Here is a 17533-nt window from a genome sequence, read left to right on the forward strand (position 1 = left end):
TAAACTCAGGTGATTTTAGATGAAATTTCTTTATATTTTTTTAATGTCTTTTAGTTTTTTAATGGCTGAAGAGTTCATAACAAAATTAGAATACGCTAAAATGCTATATCAAAATCCACGCGGCATCGGATGCAATAAATGTCACGGTGAAAAAGGAGAGGGAAGCCTCATAGTAAAATATAAAAATTTAGATAGGAAAAACAATGTTTACGTAGAAAAATCACTTATTGCTCCAAGGATAAATAATCTCGATTTTGATAAATTTAAATCAGCAGTCAAAGAGTCAAAAGGTATAATGCCGAGCTACTTTTTAACAGATAACGAGATACTAAATTTATACGAATATATAAAAACTTTTAATAAGGAAAACAAATGACTAATAAAAATGCTTTTTTAGAAGCTAAAACATATATACCAGGCGGTGTCGATTCTCCTGTAAGGGCTTTTGGATCGGTAGGGTCAGATCCTGTTTTTATAGATCACGGCAATGGCGAGTTTTTATACGATATTGAAGGAAATGAGTATATAGATTATGTTCTTAGCTGGGGTCCTCTTATATTTGGTCATTGCGACTCGGATATAGAGGAAGCTGTTATCAAAACTGCGAAAAAAGGACTTAGCTTTGGTGCTCCGTGTCTGCTTGAAACAGCTCTTGCAAAACTTGTTTTATCAAAATTTCCATGGTTGGGAAAAATTCGTTTTGTAAGCAGTGGAACAGAAGCTACAATGAGTGCAATAAGATTGGCTCGTGGATATAGCAAAAAAAACGGTATTATTAAATTCGAAGGCTGCTACCACGGACACAGCGATAGTTTATTAGTAAAAGCCGGTAGCGGAGCTACGACTTTTGGATATTCAAGCTCACTTGGAGTACCTGAAGATATCGTAAAAAACACGCACATTGCTATTTACAACGATATTCAAAGCGTAGAGCAATGCTTTAAAAATGAAGATATAGGAGTTATCATAGTAGAACCGATCGCAGGAAATATGGGATTAGTCCCAGCAGATCAAGTATTTCTAGATGCGCTTAGAAAACTTTGTGATGAGTACGGCGCGGTTTTGATATTTGATGAAGTTATGAGCGGATTTAGAGCAAGCGCTACTGGAAGCTATGAATTTAATAAAATACAAGCCGATATCGTAACTTTCGGTAAAGTAATCGGCGGAGGAATGAGTGCTGCGGCGTTTGCGGCAAAAAACGAGATAATGGAGATGATAAGCCCGCTTGGAGGAGTATATCAAGCAGGAACTTTAAGCGGAAATCCAGTAGCCATGGCAGCCGGACTTGCATCGCTAAGCAAAATATATAACTCTCCAAATTTATATAAAGATTTAGAAAACAAATCCAAATTTATAGTAGAAGCATTGGAAAATAGTGCTAAAAAAGCAGGTATAGCTTTGCAAACCGAAGTTAGAGGATCTATGTGGGGATACTTTTTTAATGATAGGCCTGTTAAAAACTATAAAGACGCATTAAACTCGGACACGAAAATGTTTGCTAAATTTCACGCACAAATGATAAAGCGCGGCATCTATCTAGCTCCTAGTCAGTTTGAAACAGGATTTGTATGCGATAAACTTAGCCAAAAAAGCCTAGAAAAAACAGCAAATGCGATAGAAGAAAGTTTCAAAGCGTTATGAGTGAAAAATCAAATAGAGCCACAAACATAAACAAAGCAATCAGAGCAGCAGACGGGTTAAGTCTTGGTATTTCTATGGTTGTAGCTGTGATAATGGGATTTGGTATTGGATGGGGTTTGAAGCTATTAAGCGGCTCTAACTGGGGACTTGGAATAGGTATTTTTATAGGCGTAGCAGCAGCTATAAATAACGTATATAAAGCTTACAAATCGCAGATTAAAAGCTATGAGGAATTTAAAAACAAACCATCACCGAATTTTAAAGACGATGATGATGAAATTTAAAAATCTTATTATATTTTATGTTTTTTTAGACGCTGTTTTGATACTATTTATGGCAGCGTTTGGATATATTTATCTTTTAAATTCGCAAGTAGCTTTTATCTGTTCTACTTTTATACTTTTTACTAGTTATTACGGATACAAAAAAAGAATTAATGAAAAATCTATAAATTATCAATTAAGTGCGCAAGAAAAATCATTTTTTGACGATAATGAAGAAGATGATAATGATTTAGATATAAAAGAGATCAAAAAAAAGGCTAAATTTAAAAAAATGGATATTGTAGGAGCATTTAAACCATATAGGCTGCTTGGATATATTACTCTTATTTTAGCATTTTTTATGCTTCTAAGAAGAGAATTATTTGAGCCGTTTTCTTTCCTCTTAGGGCTAGTTTTGATGCCTCTTGGAGTATTTTTAGCTGGAGTTTTTACACGTGGTAAGTAGCAAAAGAGTTATAATATCGCTAAGTGCGCTATTTTTTGGAATGTCATTCATTTTTATTGCAAACGGTTTAGTAGTAAGTTCTGCTGGTGTGCTCCTTACTAGTATGAATGCAGATAAAACGATGATCGGAGTGATAACATCGTTTTTTTTCATAGGAGCGCTTACTTGCACGGTAGTTTCTCATAGACTTATTTCAAAAGTCGGTCATATGAGAGCTTATGCTATATTTACTGCAATTTTTGCTATTTCAGCTTTATTGCATGATTTAAGCAGCAATCTTATAGTTTGGGCTTTTTTAAGATTTATGCTCGGATTTTGTTATTATAGTATAGTAATGGTAATAGAAAGCTGGCTAAATGCAAAAACCGCAAACTCTATTAGATCACGAGTTTTAGCGTTTTATGAGATTATATTTTACAGCTGCTTTGGTCTAGGAGCTATTATTATGAGTCTAAATTTAGATGCTACAAAAGTATTTTTAATAGGAACTATATTCATTATACTAGGTTCCATTCCTCTTAATTTTTTAAAAGTAAGGTCACCGCAAATTCCCCAAACTGCAAATATTAGCCTACCTAAAATTTACGGTATAGCTCCTCTGGCCTTAGCAACTAGCATAGTAGCAGGACTTCTTATAAATGGATTTTTTTCCATGTCTGCTCTATTTATACTAGCTCAAGGATATAGTGCAAAAGAAGCCGGCGTATTTATAGTTTCATCTATGTGCGGTGGATTTTTATCACATATGTTTTTTGGAGTTTTATCGGATAAATTTGGAAGAAAATTTGCCATTATTTTAGCCTCTTGTATAGCACTTATCTCGTCACTTTTATTTATAGTTATAAAACCGTCTATAAATATTCAATATATTTTTGCATTTTTTTTAGGTATAGGAATTTTCGTATTATATGCACTAGCTCTTGCTAGAGCAAATGATGTTATAGAAGATAAAAGCAGATGCGTAGAAGTCGGAAGAGCGCTGTTATTTAGCTATCTTTTAGGATCATTTTTTTCTCCACTTATAATCGGATTTGCGATAAATACGCTTGGGGATTTTGGTTTTATATATTTTTATAGTTTAACGCTTGCTTTGCTGATAGTATTTGCAATATTTCAAAAATCAATTCCAAAAGAACTTGAAGTCGCATTTACAAGACATAGCGGTCATAGCGTAGTTTTTGATGAGTTAAAAGATGATAATCACAAACAATAATCAAGCCGCTCAGTCCCAAATTACCCAAAAAGACGAGAAAAAAGAGGAGAAAAAAGACCTCAAATCAGAGATCTCGTCTAAAACTATATTTAAAAAAGACGTCATACAAAACGCAGATATACCTCTTTCAAAGCTTGATTTAGAATTAAATAAACTAACTAACAAACTACTAAACGCTTTAAAAGCAAGCAATGAAGAGGGCGGATATAAGCCAAAAATTTTAGCTGAAGTCAAGATGGCTCAAGTGGCTCCAAATTTAGCAAAAGATCTAAACGAACTATCAAAAGCACTAAAATCAGAACCGTCTCTTATAAAACTTGCAAATAAACTAGATGAGTTTTTAAAACCTGTTGAGCATATAAAAAATACAAATATGGCTCAAACCATAAAAGATACGGGCATTATGTTAGAAGCTAAAATAGCTCAAAGTTTAAACCCTCAAACTCTGCCCACAAGTATAAAAGAGCTTTTAAGTCTTATGAAAAATGTTTCAAATAAGCAGCTTGAAAATAGTTTTTTAAATTTAGCAAAGGATGAAAGTACGGATATAGCAAAAAATTTTGAAAATTTAAAAAATATATTGCAAAATGCAAAAGATAAAAATCAACAAATAATCCAAACTTCAAATTTTAAAGGTCTTATAGACACTCATGCGAAATTAGAAAATGCGATAAAATACCTAGATAAATTATCAAATTTAATGCAGACAAAAAGTGACAAATTAAATATAAAAAGCGTAGAAGTACAAATGCCAAAAGTACTAGATCAAATAACGCAAATAGTAAAAAATTCGGAACAAATTTTATCTAAAATTAATTTTGAATTACCGAATTTAAAAGATATTAAAGAGATAAAAAACGAGTTTATAAAAACTATAAACAACATAAAAACGGAAATAGAAAATATAAAAAGTAGCTTAAAAAAAGATCATGATATAGCACTAAATAGAGATCCAAAACAAATAGCTGCGCAAAAGCTTGATGCAACAACGAAACAAGCTGTTCAAGCAGTACAAAAAGAAGCAGCACCAAATACTCAAATAAACCTTTCAAATTTAATAAACTCATTAAGCAGTGAAACATCACAAAATCAAGTAGCAAACATAAATTTATCCATAATGACAAAAGAGATAAGCACTGATGCTAATAGTCTAAATTTACAAGAAAAGCTTAATCTAGCCGCTAAAAAACTATCAAACATAATGAACTTTTTTGATAAAAATAGCGTCGATGCAAAAAATAACGTAACTGAAATAAAACATCTCTTAAAAGCCGCTTTAAGAGCTGGAAACGACATAGATAAAATCATTCCTTTTGATGAAAACACGAGTTTTAAAAATCTGCAAAACGATATAAAAGGAGCATTACTAAACATAAAAGAAGCAACCGCTAATCAGCAAAGCTTAAACAATATAAATCAAAACGTAAATCGCTTAATAACTCAAATTGAAATGCATCAATTAATAAGCTTTGCTCAAAATTCGGTGCAGACGTATTTGCCGTATACTTGGGATGGATTAGAAAGCAGCACGGTTGCTTTTAAGCATGGTAAAAAGAATAAATTCTATGCAAAAATAGATCTTAATTTTATTAAATTTGGATCTATTTCGGTAGTTTTGGGACTATTTGATACGAAATATATAGATATTTCGATATTAACCGGTACAGATGAGTTTAAAAATATAATTTTAAGCTCCAGTAAAGAGCTTAAATCAGCCATAACAAATTTAGGACTCATAGTAAGTAGTTTTACGCTTGCTAACAAATCTAAATTTGAACCATACAATGAAGAAAAAGCATTCGATCTTGGATTCAATGTGAAGGCTTAAAATGGCGAAAATTAAAAAAGCTGTGGCTTTAGGATATAATAAAAAAAGAGACAACGCTCCAAAAGTACTAGCATCTGGAAAAGGTGAGATGGCTAGCAAAATCATAGAAGAAGCTCAAAAACATAAAATACCTATAAAAGAGGATTCGGACCTTGTAGAGATACTCAGCAAAATAGATATAAACCAAGAAATTCCACCGAATTTATACAAAGCGGTAGCTGAAGTATTTAGCTTTTTATATAGAGCAACAAAGACAAAAAACTAAACTATTTTATCTCTTTCTTTATGTATTTTTGATCTATATAACCCATATCTAGCAACTTATTATAAATTTTAGCTACAATAGGTCCCCCGGCACTTCCTCCGCTACTACCGTGCTCTACCAAAACAGTAACTACAAACTGCGGATCTTCATATGGCCCATAAGTAGTAATCCACGCGTGAGATCTCTCATAGCGTTTCATCTCAGACTCTTTCATTCTAGTTTTCTCGCTTTGAGATATTCCTACTACTTGCGCCGTTCCTGTTTTTGCTCCAAGAGATATTTTAGACGCACTTAAAGCTCTAAAACCAGTTCCGCCCTGAACATTTGCAACCTCATACATACCGCGCCTAATATATTTTAGATATGATTTTTCTTGCGGGGTTAAGATATCTTTAGTTTTCCACTCTACGATCTCACCATCTATGCTATGCAAAAAGTGTGGCGTCATATCAACACCAGAAGCAAAGATAGCAGTATCTCTTGCTACTTGCACAGGAGTAGCCAAAAAGCTTCCTTGACCAATAGACGTGTTTAACGTATCTCCTTGATACCAAGGCTCTTTTGATTTTGTTCTTTTCCAATCTTTATTTGGAACTATACCTATATACTCATTTGGAAGATCAATTCCACTTCTAACGCCAAATCCGTATTTCTCCAAAACAGGAGCGATAATATCGATGCCTACTTTATACGAACCTCTATAAAAATATGTATCGCAACTCTCTTTTAAAGCTTCGACTATAGTCATATTTACATAACCGTAATTTTTCCAGTTACGAAATTTCCTGCCGCCAAGTTCAAAATACGGATCACACATTATCTTTGTAGTAGGATCTATCTTCCCGCTATCAAAAAACGCCATTCCCATAGCCATTTTGACAACGCTTCCTGGAGGATATAGAGAATTTACTAATTTGTTGGTAAACGGATGATCTAAATTATTTATAATGGCATCCCACTCTTTTTGAGTTATCCCTGTTACAAATGGATTTAAATCATACTCCGGGAAACTTCCTGCAGCTAAAATAGCACCATCTTTAAGGCTCATCACTACCACTGCTCCGGAGTCTTTATTAAATGCTTCAGTAACATACTGCTGCAACTCTGATTCTAAAGTAAGAGTTATATCTTTACTAGTAGCTGGCGAATATGATACCTCTTCAACTTCTTGATTGAGCGCGGTAACTTTGGTTTTTCTCTCCCCCCTGCTGCCTTGTAAAATTTGATTATAATATCTCTCAACACCGCTTCTTCCGGTATAATTTGTAAGCTTAGTCAGCTCATCGGTTTCTACATCTTTTTGGTTTGCTCTGCCGACATATCCTATAACATGGCTTGCTAAATTATTAAACGGATAATGACGCTTACTAGCTGGTTTAATCATGATATTTTCTCTTAAACTCAGCTTCGCAAAATGAGGAATCATACTATCATAATCTACAAATTCAATGACTTCTACAAAGTCTTGATTGTATGGAGAGTCGTTTTTTAAATACTCTTTTTTTAATTTTGTAACATTTAAATCCGTAAAAGTATGAGTTAAAATTTTTAGCTCTTCATCTAAAACTTTCTCATTTTTTCTTAAGTGAGGCTTTACTAACACTGAAAAACCAAGCCTATTTACGGCTAACGGTTTTCCTTTTATATCAAAGACTTGCCCTCTAACAGGAGCTATAAGCTCAGTTTTAATAGCGTTTTTTTCAGCTATTTCTTCATAATATTCATTTGATTTTATACTTAAATAATATATTCTAACAAGCAAAATAGTCCATACTAAAATCAAGATAGCATAAACAATACGCATTCTCATAATACTCTTTCCTTAAAAAGAAGTATAGCTATAACAGATTCAACAACTATATAAATAAGATATTCATAACTTATCCAAAGTCGCGGTTGATTTAAAATATATAAGATTAAATTGCTCATCAAAAGAGTTCCTATATATCCACTAAAAATAAATATAATAAGCAGACATTGTCTCCATTTCATATTTACTTTTAGCCAATCATGTATAAAATAGTAAAATATCAAAAAATTTAAAATTGTAGAAAATAGCTCAAATCCATGTATCTGCTCAGCAAAAATAAGAAATAAAATAGCCAGATACCATCTCTTATCAAAGTTATTCATATTTCTTTCGCTCTCATTTTTGAGTATAACTATATAGGCAAAAAATAACCCGATAAAAGGCGGCACTATGTGGCTAGTAGAACTTAGTATTTCATAAGCTATAAGCATAGCACAAAATACAATAAATCTTAAAGATAGTAAATTAACGCTATTTCGTTGCATACTGGAAAATGTTTGCATTTGATACAATCGGCCCAAATTTTTTGAGCCGGAAGCTTCTCTTTTGATATCTCATTAAAACCTAATTTTTCAAAAAAACTTTTTTGATAAGTCAATGTAAAAACCTGCTCAATTTCTAAGTCATTAGCTTCTTTTAAGAGCTCTTTTACAAGCCCGCCTCCTATGCCTTGACCTCTTAAATTCTCTTTTATAACAAGGCTTCTTACTTCAGCTAAATTTGAAGCATGAATGTGAAGCGCACTATAACCGACTAACTCATCATCTTTATAAGCAAGCGTATATGAACGGATATTAGTAGCTATTTCATCATCATTTCTAGATAAAATTATTCCGTTTTCTATCTCTTTTTTCACTATGGATTGCATAAGAGGTATGTTTTTTAATTTTGCTTTTTTATATGTTATCATTGAAACCTACAGTCCAAAAACACTATTATATATAGTTTCACTGGCTTTGTCTATACCGGTTTTTTTTGTACTAGATACCAAAATAGCAGAACTATCCATCTTTAATACTTTTGATCTTTCGCTCTGATTTAGCTTATCGCATTTTGTGTATAAATTTAAAATCTTTTGATCATTTCTTATAAATTCATTAAGATAAACACCTAAATTCTCATCTTTTTCTAAATTTGCATGTCTAGAGTCAACTAAATGAACAAAAGTTTTTATATTAATTCTATTTTTTAAAAACTCATCTAAATTTTTCTGCCATGCGCTATAAAGACTTTTGCTTACTTTAGCATAACCAAACCCCGGTAAATCTACAAATATAATAGGTATTTTTTGTCCATCATTATCAAAAATTACTTCAAAAAAGTTTATCAGCTGAGTTTTTCCCGGAATAGAACTGGACTTTGCCAAACCTTGATGATTTGTAAGGGCATTTATTATAGAACTCTTACCAACATTGCTACGCCCTAAAAATGCGACTTCGCTGATACCAAAATCAGGAGCGTCCAAAGAATTTACAGATGACGTAAGAAACTTAGCGCTTACTATCCTTATCACGTTTTATTTATCCTCTACTTGAAATATCAATTTTACCGGCTTTTTATCTTTGCTACTTACTTTATATGTTCCATCGCCTTGATTTACAACGATCTCATCGCCATATACTTTTTTATCGGTCTGCTCTTCATGTAAATATGCATCTCCGCTCAATGTATAAGTTTTTTTTAACGGCTCATATATAAGTATATTTCCGCTGCCGTTATAATTTTTTTTATTTAAAATAGCTTTAAATTTAGCATTTCCGGTAGCAACATACTTAATAGGCTGTCTTTTAATATCAAAATATATCTTTACGCTATTAGAAGTTAAAGTATCATAACTTCCTTTTTTTATAACAACATTGCCTTTTAGATCACTGGTTAGTGACTTCTCATCGGCAAAAAAATTATCGGCAGTTACTTCTACTTGCTCGGCATTTAAACCAATAGTAAAAAAACATAAAATTAAAACTATTTTTCGTAAAACCATCCCTTTACCTTTTGTGCATATATCGTATTATCCATCATATCGTAAATTACGCTTTGACCTACTATAGTATCTGCGTTTTGAGTTATTTTAAAAGGCACATTGCTATTTATAATTTTTGCTTTAGAATCATAGACAATTTCCTCTGAGTCATATCTTAATCCGGTTATTAAATTTCTATAAATTGCACTATTTTTTAAAGTTATATTATCATCTTTTAATATAGCTAATTTTGAACTCAAAGAGTGAGTGTAATCTCCTCTTAAAAACAACCCGCTGAAACTATTTAAAAGATCATAAGTTTCATATCTTGTGACATCACTAGCTTCATATCTTCCATATACTAAAGTAGAATTTAATTCATAGCTAACAACATTACTAGCTTGCATATTGGCCACTTTTAGCTCATTTTTATATATATTTGCCGAGTACGGAGTTTGCAACATCAAAAACACCATACTTACACTAAAAAGAGCGATCACAAAATAGAATATTTTTATAACCAACGCTTCATCCACTCATCTTTTAAATTTAAACGCTCTATTAATATATCTATCATCTCCCTAACAGCACCGTAACCACCTTTTTTGCTAAGTTCTATATCTGTTTGCAGAGAGTTATGAGCATCTATAGGCTTAAAACTGATGGCTACTTTAGAAAGTAATTTCATGTCATTTAAATCATCTCCTATAGCAGCAGCATTCCCCCAGCTAAATCCTTCTAACTTTAAAATTTGATCTGCTTGAGCAAGTTTATCTTTTACTCCTTGAAAACAGTATTTTATACCAAGTTCTTTTGCCCTATTTTCGACTATAAGTGATCTTTTACCAGTTATGATGGCTGAGATTTTACCTAGTTTGTTCCACTGTTCTATAGCAAAACCGTCTTTTACGTCAAACCTTTTGAACTCATCGCCGGTATTTGTTTTGTAAATTCCGCCATCGCTAAGACAGCCATCAACATCTAAAAATATAATTTCTATCATAAAACACCTTTTGTACTAGGTGTTCCCATTCTATCATTTTTGCTTATAGCACGTCTAAATGCTACGGCAAAAGCTTTAAAAGTTGCCTCCGCTATATGATGAGAGTTATCTCCTCTTAGTCTTATTAGATGAAGTGTTATACCTGCATTCATAGCCAAAGCTTGAAAGAATTCTCTTATAAGCTCACTATCAAATGTGCCTATTTTTTCATTTAAGCTACTTTCATATACTAGATACGGTCTATTTGACAGATCAATTGCACATTCAACCGCAGCTTCATCCATAACGACTATACTATTTCCATATCTCTCAACACAACTAAGGGGATATATACTCTCTTTTATAGCAGATCCTAATACAATACCACAATCCTCAACACTATGATGATCGTCTATAAAAAGATCTCCTTTACAAACAAGCTTTATATCCATCAACGAATGTTTGCAAAGAGCATTTAACATATGGTCAAAAAATCCTACTCCGGTATCTATCTCACATTTGCCGCTTCCATAAATTTCAAGCTCTACGCTAATATCAGTCTCTTTAGTTTCTCTATGTTTTTTTACCATTTAATTATCCCTTACTATAAATGCGCCTTTAAATTTACTAGTGCCTATGAAATCTCTAGCTTCATCTTCGCTTCTAAATCCAGTAAGGAATACTCTATATATAGGTTCTCCCTCTAAGATATAGTTTCTAACCGCGGTTCTATAACCACTTGTTTTATCGTATTGAGTTTTATAGGTATTAGCCCCGTCTCTTTTCCTAAACGCTCCGATTTGTACCATGAAATTTCCTCCAGAATATGTATGCGTAGTTGCTGATTTATTGCTTGGAGTTTCTATCTTGCCATAAAATCCTAAAACCTCAAGCCTAACAGGAGCAGTGCCGGCCGCTATCATAGATATATCGTTTGCTGCGGCTTTTGATAGATCTATTATTCTACCTGCTACAAAAGGTCCTCTATCATTTATCCTAACTACCGTAGATTTTCCGTTTTTTAAATTTGAAACCTTAACCATAGTGTTCATAGGTAAAGTTTTATGGGCTGCTGTCATAGCGTTCATATTATAACTCTCGCCGTTGCTAGTCTTTTTGCCATGAAAATTAGGACCGTACCAACTAGCTATACCGCTTGCAGTGTCACCCACTTCAACAACAGTAGGATAGTATGTTTTGCCGTTTATCGTATAAGGACGCATTGTGGCTTTTTGCATACTTGAGGAATTATTTACTTTATTTGTTTTAAAGTCACTAGTACCTGGATAATAAGGTAAATTTTTTACCACCGAACAACCCGTAAAAAATAGGATAGTTATAACTATAATTGAAATTTTATTTAGGTATAACAAGGCTATCTCCCGCTGCTACTTTAGAATTTTTGATATTATTTGCTTTTATTATCTCTTTTACTTCTACATCAAATTTCTTAGATATCCCTATCAAGGTATCGCCTTTTTTTACTTTATAATTTTCAAAAATAGGAGCTGTATTTTTTGATACAGGGATAATTATCTGAGAATTTGGGCTTAGTTTTGCTATCTCATTGTATTTTTGTATATCTTTAGTACCAACACGCCATTTTGAAGCTATTTTTGCTATAGTGTCACCTTTTTTTACACTATAAATTTGAAACTTCTGATCGTTGTTGAATGATTTAAAATTTGTAGCAAATAGATCTTTTTTGCCGATTGGAATATATATATGATACTCTTTTTGATTTGGCGGAGTAAAATCATACCTCAAATGAGTATTGTGCTCTTTTAGTTTTTTTAAGCTAAGACCGATGCTACTAGCTACCATGGCAAGGCTAGTTCCTCCGGGAACGAAAACCTTTGAAACGCTTATTTGATTTGGTCTATTTAACATTGATGAGTCATTGGATATAATAAAATCGCTATCTTCTGCTATATTTGCTGCTAGTAAAATTTTTCTTATAAAAAGCCTTGTTTCTAATGATAGATATTTTTTATCAGGATCTATAAGTACGCTAAGCTCATCTGTACCTGCTTTTTGTATAGCCTGTTTTACTCTTACTTCACCGCTATTATAAGCCATTATAGCAAGGTACCATTTACCAAACTGATCTTTTAATCTTTTTAAGTATTGCACTGCAGCCAAAGTTGAAGCCACCGGATCACGTCTTTCATCTACGTACTTATCGACTCTAAGTCCATAAAGCTTTGCTGTTCCTTCCATAAACTGCCACATACCAACGGCTTTTACATTGGAAACAGCTTTATTTGAAAGCCCGCTCTCAACCATAGCTAGATATAAAAACGATTTTGGCATATCTGTTTTACTTATAAGCTCTTTTAACATAGAGATATGCTTATACTCCTCTTTTATAGTATTTACAAAATCTTTTTTAGCTATATTTGATCTCTCGGCTTTCATAGCTAGAAAGTGCGGATCTTTCATATATTTTGGGTCTATATCAAGTTCTTTTAAGATTCTTAGCTGTGCACTATAATCATCTCTAGTTTGAATAAATCCAAAAGCCGAACTATAAGTTAAAAAACATAATAAAATTGCTATAAAAAATCTCATTGAACTCCTTAAATATTAAATAGTTTTTGTGCGTTTTTTGTAGTCATCTCCTCAACTTCTTCTTTTTTCAAATTTAATATGTCGGCCATCTTCTGAGCTACATAATTTGTAAAAACGGGTTCGTTTCTACTTCCTCTATGCGGTTCTGGAGAAAGATATGGACCGTCTGTTTCTATTATAAGTCTATTTTTTGGAATTTTAGGTAATATTTCAACCAGTTTTTTACCGTTTTTAAAGGTTAAAACTCCGCCTATCCCATAATAAAACTTATCGCTTAATTCAAGCAAAATCGGACTTGCATTATAACAATGTAAAACTCCACCTACAAGATCATTTTGATACTCTTTTAATATATTTAGACTATCTTCGTTTGCATCTCTTATATGCACTATAAGAGGCTTTTTGAGCTCACAAGCAAGCTTTATTTGATCTATGAAAACTTCTTTTTGCCTATTTTTATACTCCAAAACTCCGGACTCAGGAAGCCTGAAATAATCAAGTCCGCACTCACCAACGGCTACACATTTATCATCATTTGCAAACGATTCTAAACGACTTTTATCATATCCATCTACTTCATAAGGATGAACGCCAACGGAAAAATATAAATTTTCATAACTATTTGCTATTTTACAGGCTTTTGGTAAATCATTAATATCAGCGCCTGGAATTATTATTTTTTTTATACCGTTTTTAAATGCATTTTCAAGAACAGCATCTAGATCCTCATCATATCTCTCATCATCAAGATGACAATGCGTATCTATGATCATAGTATTTCTACCCTATTCTTGCCTGCTATTTTAGCATTATAAAGTGCTTCATCGGCTTTTGATATAATATGATCGATATTTTTAGAAAAATCTCCGTTCGTGACGCCTATAGAAACTGTAAATTTGATATCAAACCCTTTTATATTTATCAAAGAAGAGGCGATTTTAGCTCTTATAGATACTGCTTTTTTAACTGCATCATCAAAATTAATATTTTTCAAAACTACACAGAACTCCTCTCCACCAAATCGAGCAACCAAATCTCCTTCGCTAATCCAGCCTATTAAAAAACTCGAGAGTTTTTGTATGATAATATCTCCTATATCATGTCCAAATTTATCATTTATCTTTTTAAAATCGTCTATATCAAACATAGCAACAGCAAAGCTTTGATCTGAACAGTTTTTATAATACTCTTTCATATCCATATAAAAATATCTTCTACTATAAGCTCCACTTAAAAAATCCGTATTAGCTAGCTTTGCCATAAATTTGATATTTTCCATAAACTCGATACTATTATTTACACGACAAACTAACTCCTCTTTACTAAAAGGTTTAACAATGAAATCGTTTGCTCCGTTTTTTAGAAATTTTGCTCCAGTATCGGCGTCTTTTCCATCTCCTGTTATAGCTATAACACTTAGATCATTTTTAGAATATTTTTCCCTTATATGACCCATAAGCTCAAATCCGTCCATAACCGGCATATTATAATCAGTTAGTACGAGTTTAATATCCGGATTATCGGCTAGATAACTCATAGCTTCCTCTCCGTGCGCTGCGGCAAATACCTTAAACTGCTGAGAGAGTAAAATTTGTTTAATTTTATTTCTCATCGGCGTACTATCATCAACAACCATAACTTTATAATATCTGTTTTTACTAAGTCTATTTATACTATCAAAAATATAATCTATATTATTCATATTGCTTTTAACGACGTAATCCACTATATTTTTATTCATAAATATATCTTTTGTCGCGCTATCTATACTTCCTGTAAGAACTATAACAAGAATATTTTTAGATATTATATAATCTACTATTTCGCCATTTGGCGCATCTGGTAAATTCAGATCCAAAAGCGCTATAAAAAAATCATCGTTGTCATCGACGATATCTCTTGCTTCATTAAAAGTATGAGCAACAACTATGTCCATGTCAACATTATTTTCCATTTTCTTAGCTATTAATCTTGCTAAAGCCTTATTATCATCGACTATTAAAACTCTTTCTTTCATAATCTCCCTTATAATTATTATTAATAATAATTGTTTATTGTATCATTTTAAACTTTGTTTAATCTTTAAATATTAAGCAACGTTTTGGCAAATTCTCTAGCTTCTTCGCTTATAACTTCACCGCTTATCATTCTTGAAAGCTCCTTTATTCTATCATTTGCGTCTAATTCTCTTGCAAATGAATTCTCGCCATTTTTTTCTACCAAAAAGTGATGATGCGCTTTTGAGCTGAGTTGAGGCTGATGAGATATAGCAAATATCTGATAAAACTTAGCAAGTTCTAAAAGAACATCTGCGATGCTCATAGCCTCTTTTCCGCTCAGATTAGAATCAATCTCATCAAGTATCAAAACTCCGTTTCCAAAACCTGTTATTTTAGCTTCGCTTGCTATAAAAGCCAGTCTTAAACGGTTTATCTCGCCGCTGCTTAGAGTTTTTAAATTTGAACTATTTAAACTGATTTCTACTGCATCAATGCCGTCATTTCCCAACTCTTTTTGGGATAATTTTACAGATACCATATCCATATAAAGCTCTTTTAAATATCCGTTTAAAATCATGGCAAATTGTGTGATTTGTTCATTTCTAGCTTTAGAAATGCTACTTGCTAAATTCAACACTTCACTATGAAGTTTTTTAAATTTAAACTCAAGTTCACTCTTTTCAAACTCGATTTTTTCATAATGAGCCAACTCCGCTTTTTTTGTGTTTAACACGTCTATGGCTTCTTCTATGCTTCCATAACGTTTTATAAGTCCGTTTAAATTCTCAATTCTATCTAAAATTTCCTCGATATTAATATCGTCAAATTCATCAAAACTCACGCTGCTTCTAGCGATCTTTAACTCATTTAACGCATCACTAAAAAACGTCCCGTCGATATCGCTGATCTCAAGAGCATCAAGCACAGCTTTTTCATAGTTAAATATAGCATCAGCTTTTTGCCATGCGGCTTCTATCTTGTCTTTTTTACTTAACTTTTTTTTAGTAGCGATAAGCTCATCAAATTCCCCTATTTGTGGATTGATGCTTGATATTTTTTGTATCTCGAAACTAGCAAATTCCTTTAGCTCATCTACTTTTTTTTCCTCTTCTAAAACCTTTTCCAATTCCTTTTTGATGAGAATAAACTCTTCAAATTTAGTAGTAAAGTTTTTTAAATTTAGAACAAAATTTTTATCATTTTTACTAGCCAAACCGTCCAAAACGGATATTAGTCTGCTATTTTCAAACTCGCCTATCTCTTTTGCGCTTAGATATTTTAAGTGAGAACCAGCTATCAAACTAAGATTCTTTTTAGATATAGATTGATTATTTATAAAATATCTCGTGCTTTTATCTTTTAATAACTTAAACGTATTTATATCTGCTGTTTCTATGCCAAATTCATCTGCGCAAAAATCATACTCCACATCAGCTTCTATAAGCTTTGCTTCACTATCTTTAAATCCAAAAACAGATAAAATCGCACCCATTAAAACAGACTTTCCGGCTCCGCTGACTCCGGTAAATACGCTAAGTCCGGATCCAAAATTAAGCTCAAGCTCGCTAAATCCAAGATAGTTTTTTATATAAACTCTACTTATCATTATGCCCCCATCTAAGCTTCTGTTTTAAAATTTCAAAATAATCTCTATCTTTATGGCGGATAAGATTTACTCTAACATCGCTAATTCCAACTTCTACGCTAGTATAATTTTTCAAATCCACTCTATCTTGTCCGTCTATCAAAACTACAACATCATCACAGCTTTTAAATTCTACTTTAAACTCTTTTGGAAGTATGAGCGGACGCTGAGTTAAACTATGAGAACAAACAGGGGTAAGACTAAAAACGTCGCAAAGCGGATATATTATCGCTCCGCCTGCACTCATATTATAAGCAGTTGATCCCATGGCAGAGCTTATTATAACGCCGTCTCCAAAATATGAATTAAAGTATTTTGAGTTTAAAAAAGCTTCTATATTAGATGTAGAATCGATCTTTCGTCTCATCAAAACTATATCATTAAAAGCTAATTTTTCCATTATCTTATCATCTTTTTTAAATTTAGCTTCAAGCATATATGGTTTTTCTATTTCGTAGCATCCTCTAAAAAACTCTTCAAAAAATTTATCACACTGATTTAATGTAACATCAGTGAGAAATCCAAGATGTCCAGTATGCACGCCAAATACAAACACGCCGCTACTAGCGCATTTTCTGCAAGTGCTGATGAAATTGCCGTCGCCGCCTACTGATATTATTAAATTTGTATTTTTTAACATCTCGTCTAAACTGCAGCCTACTTCATTTAACTCGGCTGCTATATGATGCTCTAAAAGTACGCTTACTTCATATTTTTCAAGTATTTTTTTTAACGTATTTATAGCGTCTTTTTGGTCTATTGCGTTTCTAGTTAATATTCCTACGGCTTTTAAATTTTTATGAATTTCAATCATTATGTTTTCCTAATTTTTGTATTTTATAAAAAAAATGCTTAAAAACTAAACTATAAAATCATAACTAAA

General features: G+C 32.4%; 21 protein-coding genes. 7 read left to right on the top strand and 14 right to left on the bottom strand.

Annotated elements, in window-relative coordinates; translation table 11 throughout:
- Nucleotides 1-19 precede the first annotated feature (19 nt).
- The 7 genes from DQN38_RS05750 to DQN38_RS05780 are packed head-to-tail and all read left to right on the top strand — an operon-like array spanning nucleotide 20 to nucleotide 5679.
- Nucleotides 20-376: a c-type cytochrome gene (locus DQN38_RS05750; RefSeq protein ID WP_011732105.1), complete on the top strand. Its 357-nt coding sequence runs from the start codon at nucleotides 20-22 to the stop codon at nucleotides 374-376.
- Entirely contained in the window at nucleotides 373-1644 is a 1272-nt protein-coding gene (gene hemL, locus DQN38_RS05755; RefSeq protein WP_111738211.1) for a glutamate-1-semialdehyde 2,1-aminomutase, read from the top strand. The genes DQN38_RS05750 and hemL overlap by 4 nt, the downstream gene beginning before the upstream one ends.
- Entirely contained in the window at nucleotides 1641-1928 is a 288-nt protein-coding gene (locus DQN38_RS05760; protein ID WP_011732106.1) for an AtpZ/AtpI family protein, read from the top strand. Before hemL ends, DQN38_RS05760 begins: the two co-directional genes overlap by 4 nt.
- The gene (locus DQN38_RS05765; protein WP_038453772.1) at nucleotides 1915-2373 is read left to right on the top strand and encodes a hypothetical protein; all 459 of its coding nucleotides are present in this window, start codon (nucleotides 1915-1917) and stop codon (nucleotides 2371-2373) included. Before DQN38_RS05760 ends, DQN38_RS05765 begins: the two co-directional genes overlap by 14 nt.
- Before the next feature lie 40 nt (nucleotides 2374-2413).
- Nucleotides 2414-3586, top strand: coding sequence for an MFS transporter (locus DQN38_RS05770; RefSeq protein WP_049752896.1), 1173 nt, complete (start codon nucleotides 2414-2416; stop codon nucleotides 3584-3586).
- Nucleotides 3567-5414, top strand: a complete 1848-nt coding sequence (locus DQN38_RS05775; protein ID WP_065844135.1) for a hypothetical protein — start codon at nucleotides 3567-3569, stop codon at nucleotides 5412-5414. The genes DQN38_RS05770 and DQN38_RS05775 overlap by 20 nt, the downstream gene beginning before the upstream one ends.
- Before the next feature lies 1 nt (nucleotide 5415).
- Nucleotides 5416-5679, top strand: a complete 264-nt coding sequence (locus DQN38_RS05780) for a FlhB-like flagellar biosynthesis protein (RefSeq protein ID WP_002849839.1) — start codon at nucleotides 5416-5418, stop codon at nucleotides 5677-5679.
- 1 nt (nucleotide 5680) lies between these two features.
- On the opposite strand, the gene mrdA is transcribed toward DQN38_RS05780, so the two are convergent.
- From mrdA to DQN38_RS05850, 14 genes are all read right to left on the bottom strand, one after another.
- The gene (gene mrdA, locus DQN38_RS05785) at nucleotides 5681-7489 is read right to left on the bottom strand and encodes a penicillin-binding protein 2 (protein WP_038453776.1); all 1809 of its coding nucleotides are present in this window, start codon (nucleotides 7487-7489) and stop codon (nucleotides 5681-5683) included.
- The gene (locus tag DQN38_RS05790) at nucleotides 7486-7974 is read right to left on the bottom strand and encodes a hypothetical protein (protein WP_024305176.1); all 489 of its coding nucleotides are present in this window, start codon (nucleotides 7972-7974) and stop codon (nucleotides 7486-7488) included. The genes mrdA and DQN38_RS05790 overlap by 4 nt, the downstream gene beginning before the upstream one ends.
- Complete coding sequence (locus DQN38_RS05795; protein WP_011732112.1) at nucleotides 7941-8399, bottom strand: N-acetyltransferase; 459 nt, start codon at nucleotides 8397-8399, stop codon at nucleotides 7941-7943. The genes DQN38_RS05790 and DQN38_RS05795 overlap by 34 nt, the downstream gene beginning before the upstream one ends.
- A gap of 6 nt (nucleotides 8400-8405) precedes the next feature.
- Nucleotides 8406-9002 (bottom strand): ribosome biogenesis GTP-binding protein YihA/YsxC, encoded by a 597-nt coding sequence (gene yihA, locus DQN38_RS05800; protein WP_065844136.1) that lies wholly within the window; start codon nucleotides 9000-9002, stop codon nucleotides 8406-8408.
- Nucleotides 9003-9005: 3 nt separating this feature from the next.
- Nucleotides 9006-9473, bottom strand: a complete 468-nt coding sequence (locus DQN38_RS05805; protein WP_011732113.1) for an LptA/OstA family protein — start codon at nucleotides 9471-9473, stop codon at nucleotides 9006-9008.
- Complete coding sequence (locus DQN38_RS05810) at nucleotides 9455-9988, bottom strand: hypothetical protein (protein WP_128973651.1); 534 nt, start codon at nucleotides 9986-9988, stop codon at nucleotides 9455-9457. Before DQN38_RS05810 ends, DQN38_RS05805 begins: the two co-directional genes overlap by 19 nt.
- Nucleotides 9967-10455: a KdsC family phosphatase gene (locus DQN38_RS05815; protein WP_002849845.1), complete on the bottom strand. Its 489-nt coding sequence runs from the start codon at nucleotides 10453-10455 to the stop codon at nucleotides 9967-9969. Before DQN38_RS05815 ends, DQN38_RS05810 begins: the two co-directional genes overlap by 22 nt.
- Nucleotides 10452-11024, bottom strand: coding sequence for an imidazoleglycerol-phosphate dehydratase HisB (gene hisB / locus DQN38_RS05820; protein ID WP_002849851.1), 573 nt, complete (start codon nucleotides 11022-11024; stop codon nucleotides 10452-10454). The genes DQN38_RS05815 and hisB overlap by 4 nt, the downstream gene beginning before the upstream one ends.
- Complete coding sequence (locus DQN38_RS05825; protein ID WP_002849852.1) at nucleotides 11025-11744, bottom strand: septal ring lytic transglycosylase RlpA family protein; 720 nt, start codon at nucleotides 11742-11744, stop codon at nucleotides 11025-11027.
- Nucleotides 11745-11790: 46 nt separating this feature from the next.
- Nucleotides 11791-13005 (bottom strand): lytic transglycosylase domain-containing protein, encoded by a 1215-nt coding sequence (locus tag DQN38_RS05830; RefSeq protein WP_042960308.1) that lies wholly within the window; start codon nucleotides 13003-13005, stop codon nucleotides 11791-11793.
- An 8-nt stretch (nucleotides 13006-13013) separates the two neighbouring features.
- Entirely contained in the window at nucleotides 13014-13778 is a 765-nt protein-coding gene (locus tag DQN38_RS05835) for a TatD family hydrolase (protein ID WP_002849854.1), read from the bottom strand.
- Nucleotides 13775-15022, bottom strand: a complete 1248-nt coding sequence (locus DQN38_RS05840; RefSeq protein ID WP_002849855.1) for a GGDEF domain-containing response regulator — start codon at nucleotides 15020-15022, stop codon at nucleotides 13775-13777. Before DQN38_RS05840 ends, DQN38_RS05835 begins: the two co-directional genes overlap by 4 nt.
- Nucleotides 15023-15087: 65 nt before the next feature.
- Complete coding sequence (locus DQN38_RS05845) at nucleotides 15088-16611, bottom strand: AAA family ATPase (RefSeq protein ID WP_011732116.1); 1524 nt, start codon at nucleotides 16609-16611, stop codon at nucleotides 15088-15090.
- Nucleotides 16601-17464 (bottom strand): NAD(+) kinase, encoded by an 864-nt coding sequence (locus tag DQN38_RS05850; RefSeq protein WP_010401859.1) that lies wholly within the window; start codon nucleotides 17462-17464, stop codon nucleotides 16601-16603. The genes DQN38_RS05845 and DQN38_RS05850 overlap by 11 nt, the downstream gene beginning before the upstream one ends.
- Between the last annotated feature and the right edge of the window lie 69 nt (nucleotides 17465-17533).

Origin of the sequence: Campylobacter fetus subsp. fetus, from assembly GCF_900475935.1 — a bacterium.
GTDB lineage: Bacteria > Campylobacterota > Campylobacteria > Campylobacterales > Campylobacteraceae > Campylobacter > Campylobacter fetus.

Bases quoted from the DNA above. Each gene is read 5' to 3' on its own strand.
- DQN38_RS05790 (WP_024305176.1), bottom strand. From the start codon at position 7,974: ATGCAACGAAATAGCGTTAATTTACTATCTTTAAGATTTATTGTATTT.
- DQN38_RS05830 (WP_042960308.1), bottom strand. From the start codon at position 13,005: ATGAGATTTTTTATAGCAATTTTATTATGTTTTTTAACTTATAGTTCG.
- DQN38_RS05845 (WP_011732116.1), bottom strand. From the start codon at position 16,611: ATGATAAGTAGAGTTTATATAAAAAACTATCTTGGATTTAGCGAGCTT.
- DQN38_RS05850 (WP_010401859.1), bottom strand. From the start codon at position 17,464: ATGATTGAAATTCATAAAAATTTAAAAGCCGTAGGAATATTAACTAGA.
- DQN38_RS05805 (WP_011732113.1), bottom strand. From the start codon at position 9,473: ATGGTTTTACGAAAAATAGTTTTAATTTTATGTTTTTTTACTATTGGT.
- DQN38_RS05840 (WP_002849855.1), bottom strand. From the start codon at position 15,022: ATGAAAGAAAGAGTTTTAATAGTCGATGATAATAAGGCTTTAGCAAGA.
- mrdA (WP_038453776.1), bottom strand. From the start codon at position 7,489: ATGAGAATGCGTATTGTTTATGCTATCTTGATTTTAGTATGGACTATT.
- DQN38_RS05770 (WP_049752896.1), top strand. From the start codon at position 2,414: ATGTCATTCATTTTTATTGCAAACGGTTTAGTAGTAAGTTCTGCTGGT.
- DQN38_RS05795 (WP_011732112.1), bottom strand. From the start codon at position 8,399: ATGATAACATATAAAAAAGCAAAATTAAAAAACATACCTCTTATGCAA.
- DQN38_RS05835 (WP_002849854.1), bottom strand. From the start codon at position 13,778: ATGATCATAGATACGCATTGTCATCTTGATGATGAGAGATATGATGAG.
- DQN38_RS05780 (WP_002849839.1), top strand. From the start codon at position 5,416: ATGGCGAAAATTAAAAAAGCTGTGGCTTTAGGATATAATAAAAAAAGA.
- hemL (WP_111738211.1), top strand. From the start codon at position 373: ATGACTAATAAAAATGCTTTTTTAGAAGCTAAAACATATATACCAGGC.
- DQN38_RS05760 (WP_011732106.1), top strand. From the start codon at position 1,641: ATGAGTGAAAAATCAAATAGAGCCACAAACATAAACAAAGCAATCAGA.
- hisB (WP_002849851.1), bottom strand. From the start codon at position 11,024: ATGGTAAAAAAACATAGAGAAACTAAAGAGACTGATATTAGCGTAGAG.
- DQN38_RS05750 (WP_011732105.1), top strand. From the start codon at position 20: ATGAAATTTCTTTATATTTTTTTAATGTCTTTTAGTTTTTTAATGGCT.
- DQN38_RS05765 (WP_038453772.1), top strand. From the start codon at position 1,915: ATGATGAAATTTAAAAATCTTATTATATTTTATGTTTTTTTAGACGCT.
- DQN38_RS05775 (WP_065844135.1), top strand. From the start codon at position 3,567: ATGATAATCACAAACAATAATCAAGCCGCTCAGTCCCAAATTACCCAA.
- DQN38_RS05815 (WP_002849845.1), bottom strand. From the start codon at position 10,455: ATGATAGAAATTATATTTTTAGATGTTGATGGCTGTCTTAGCGATGGC.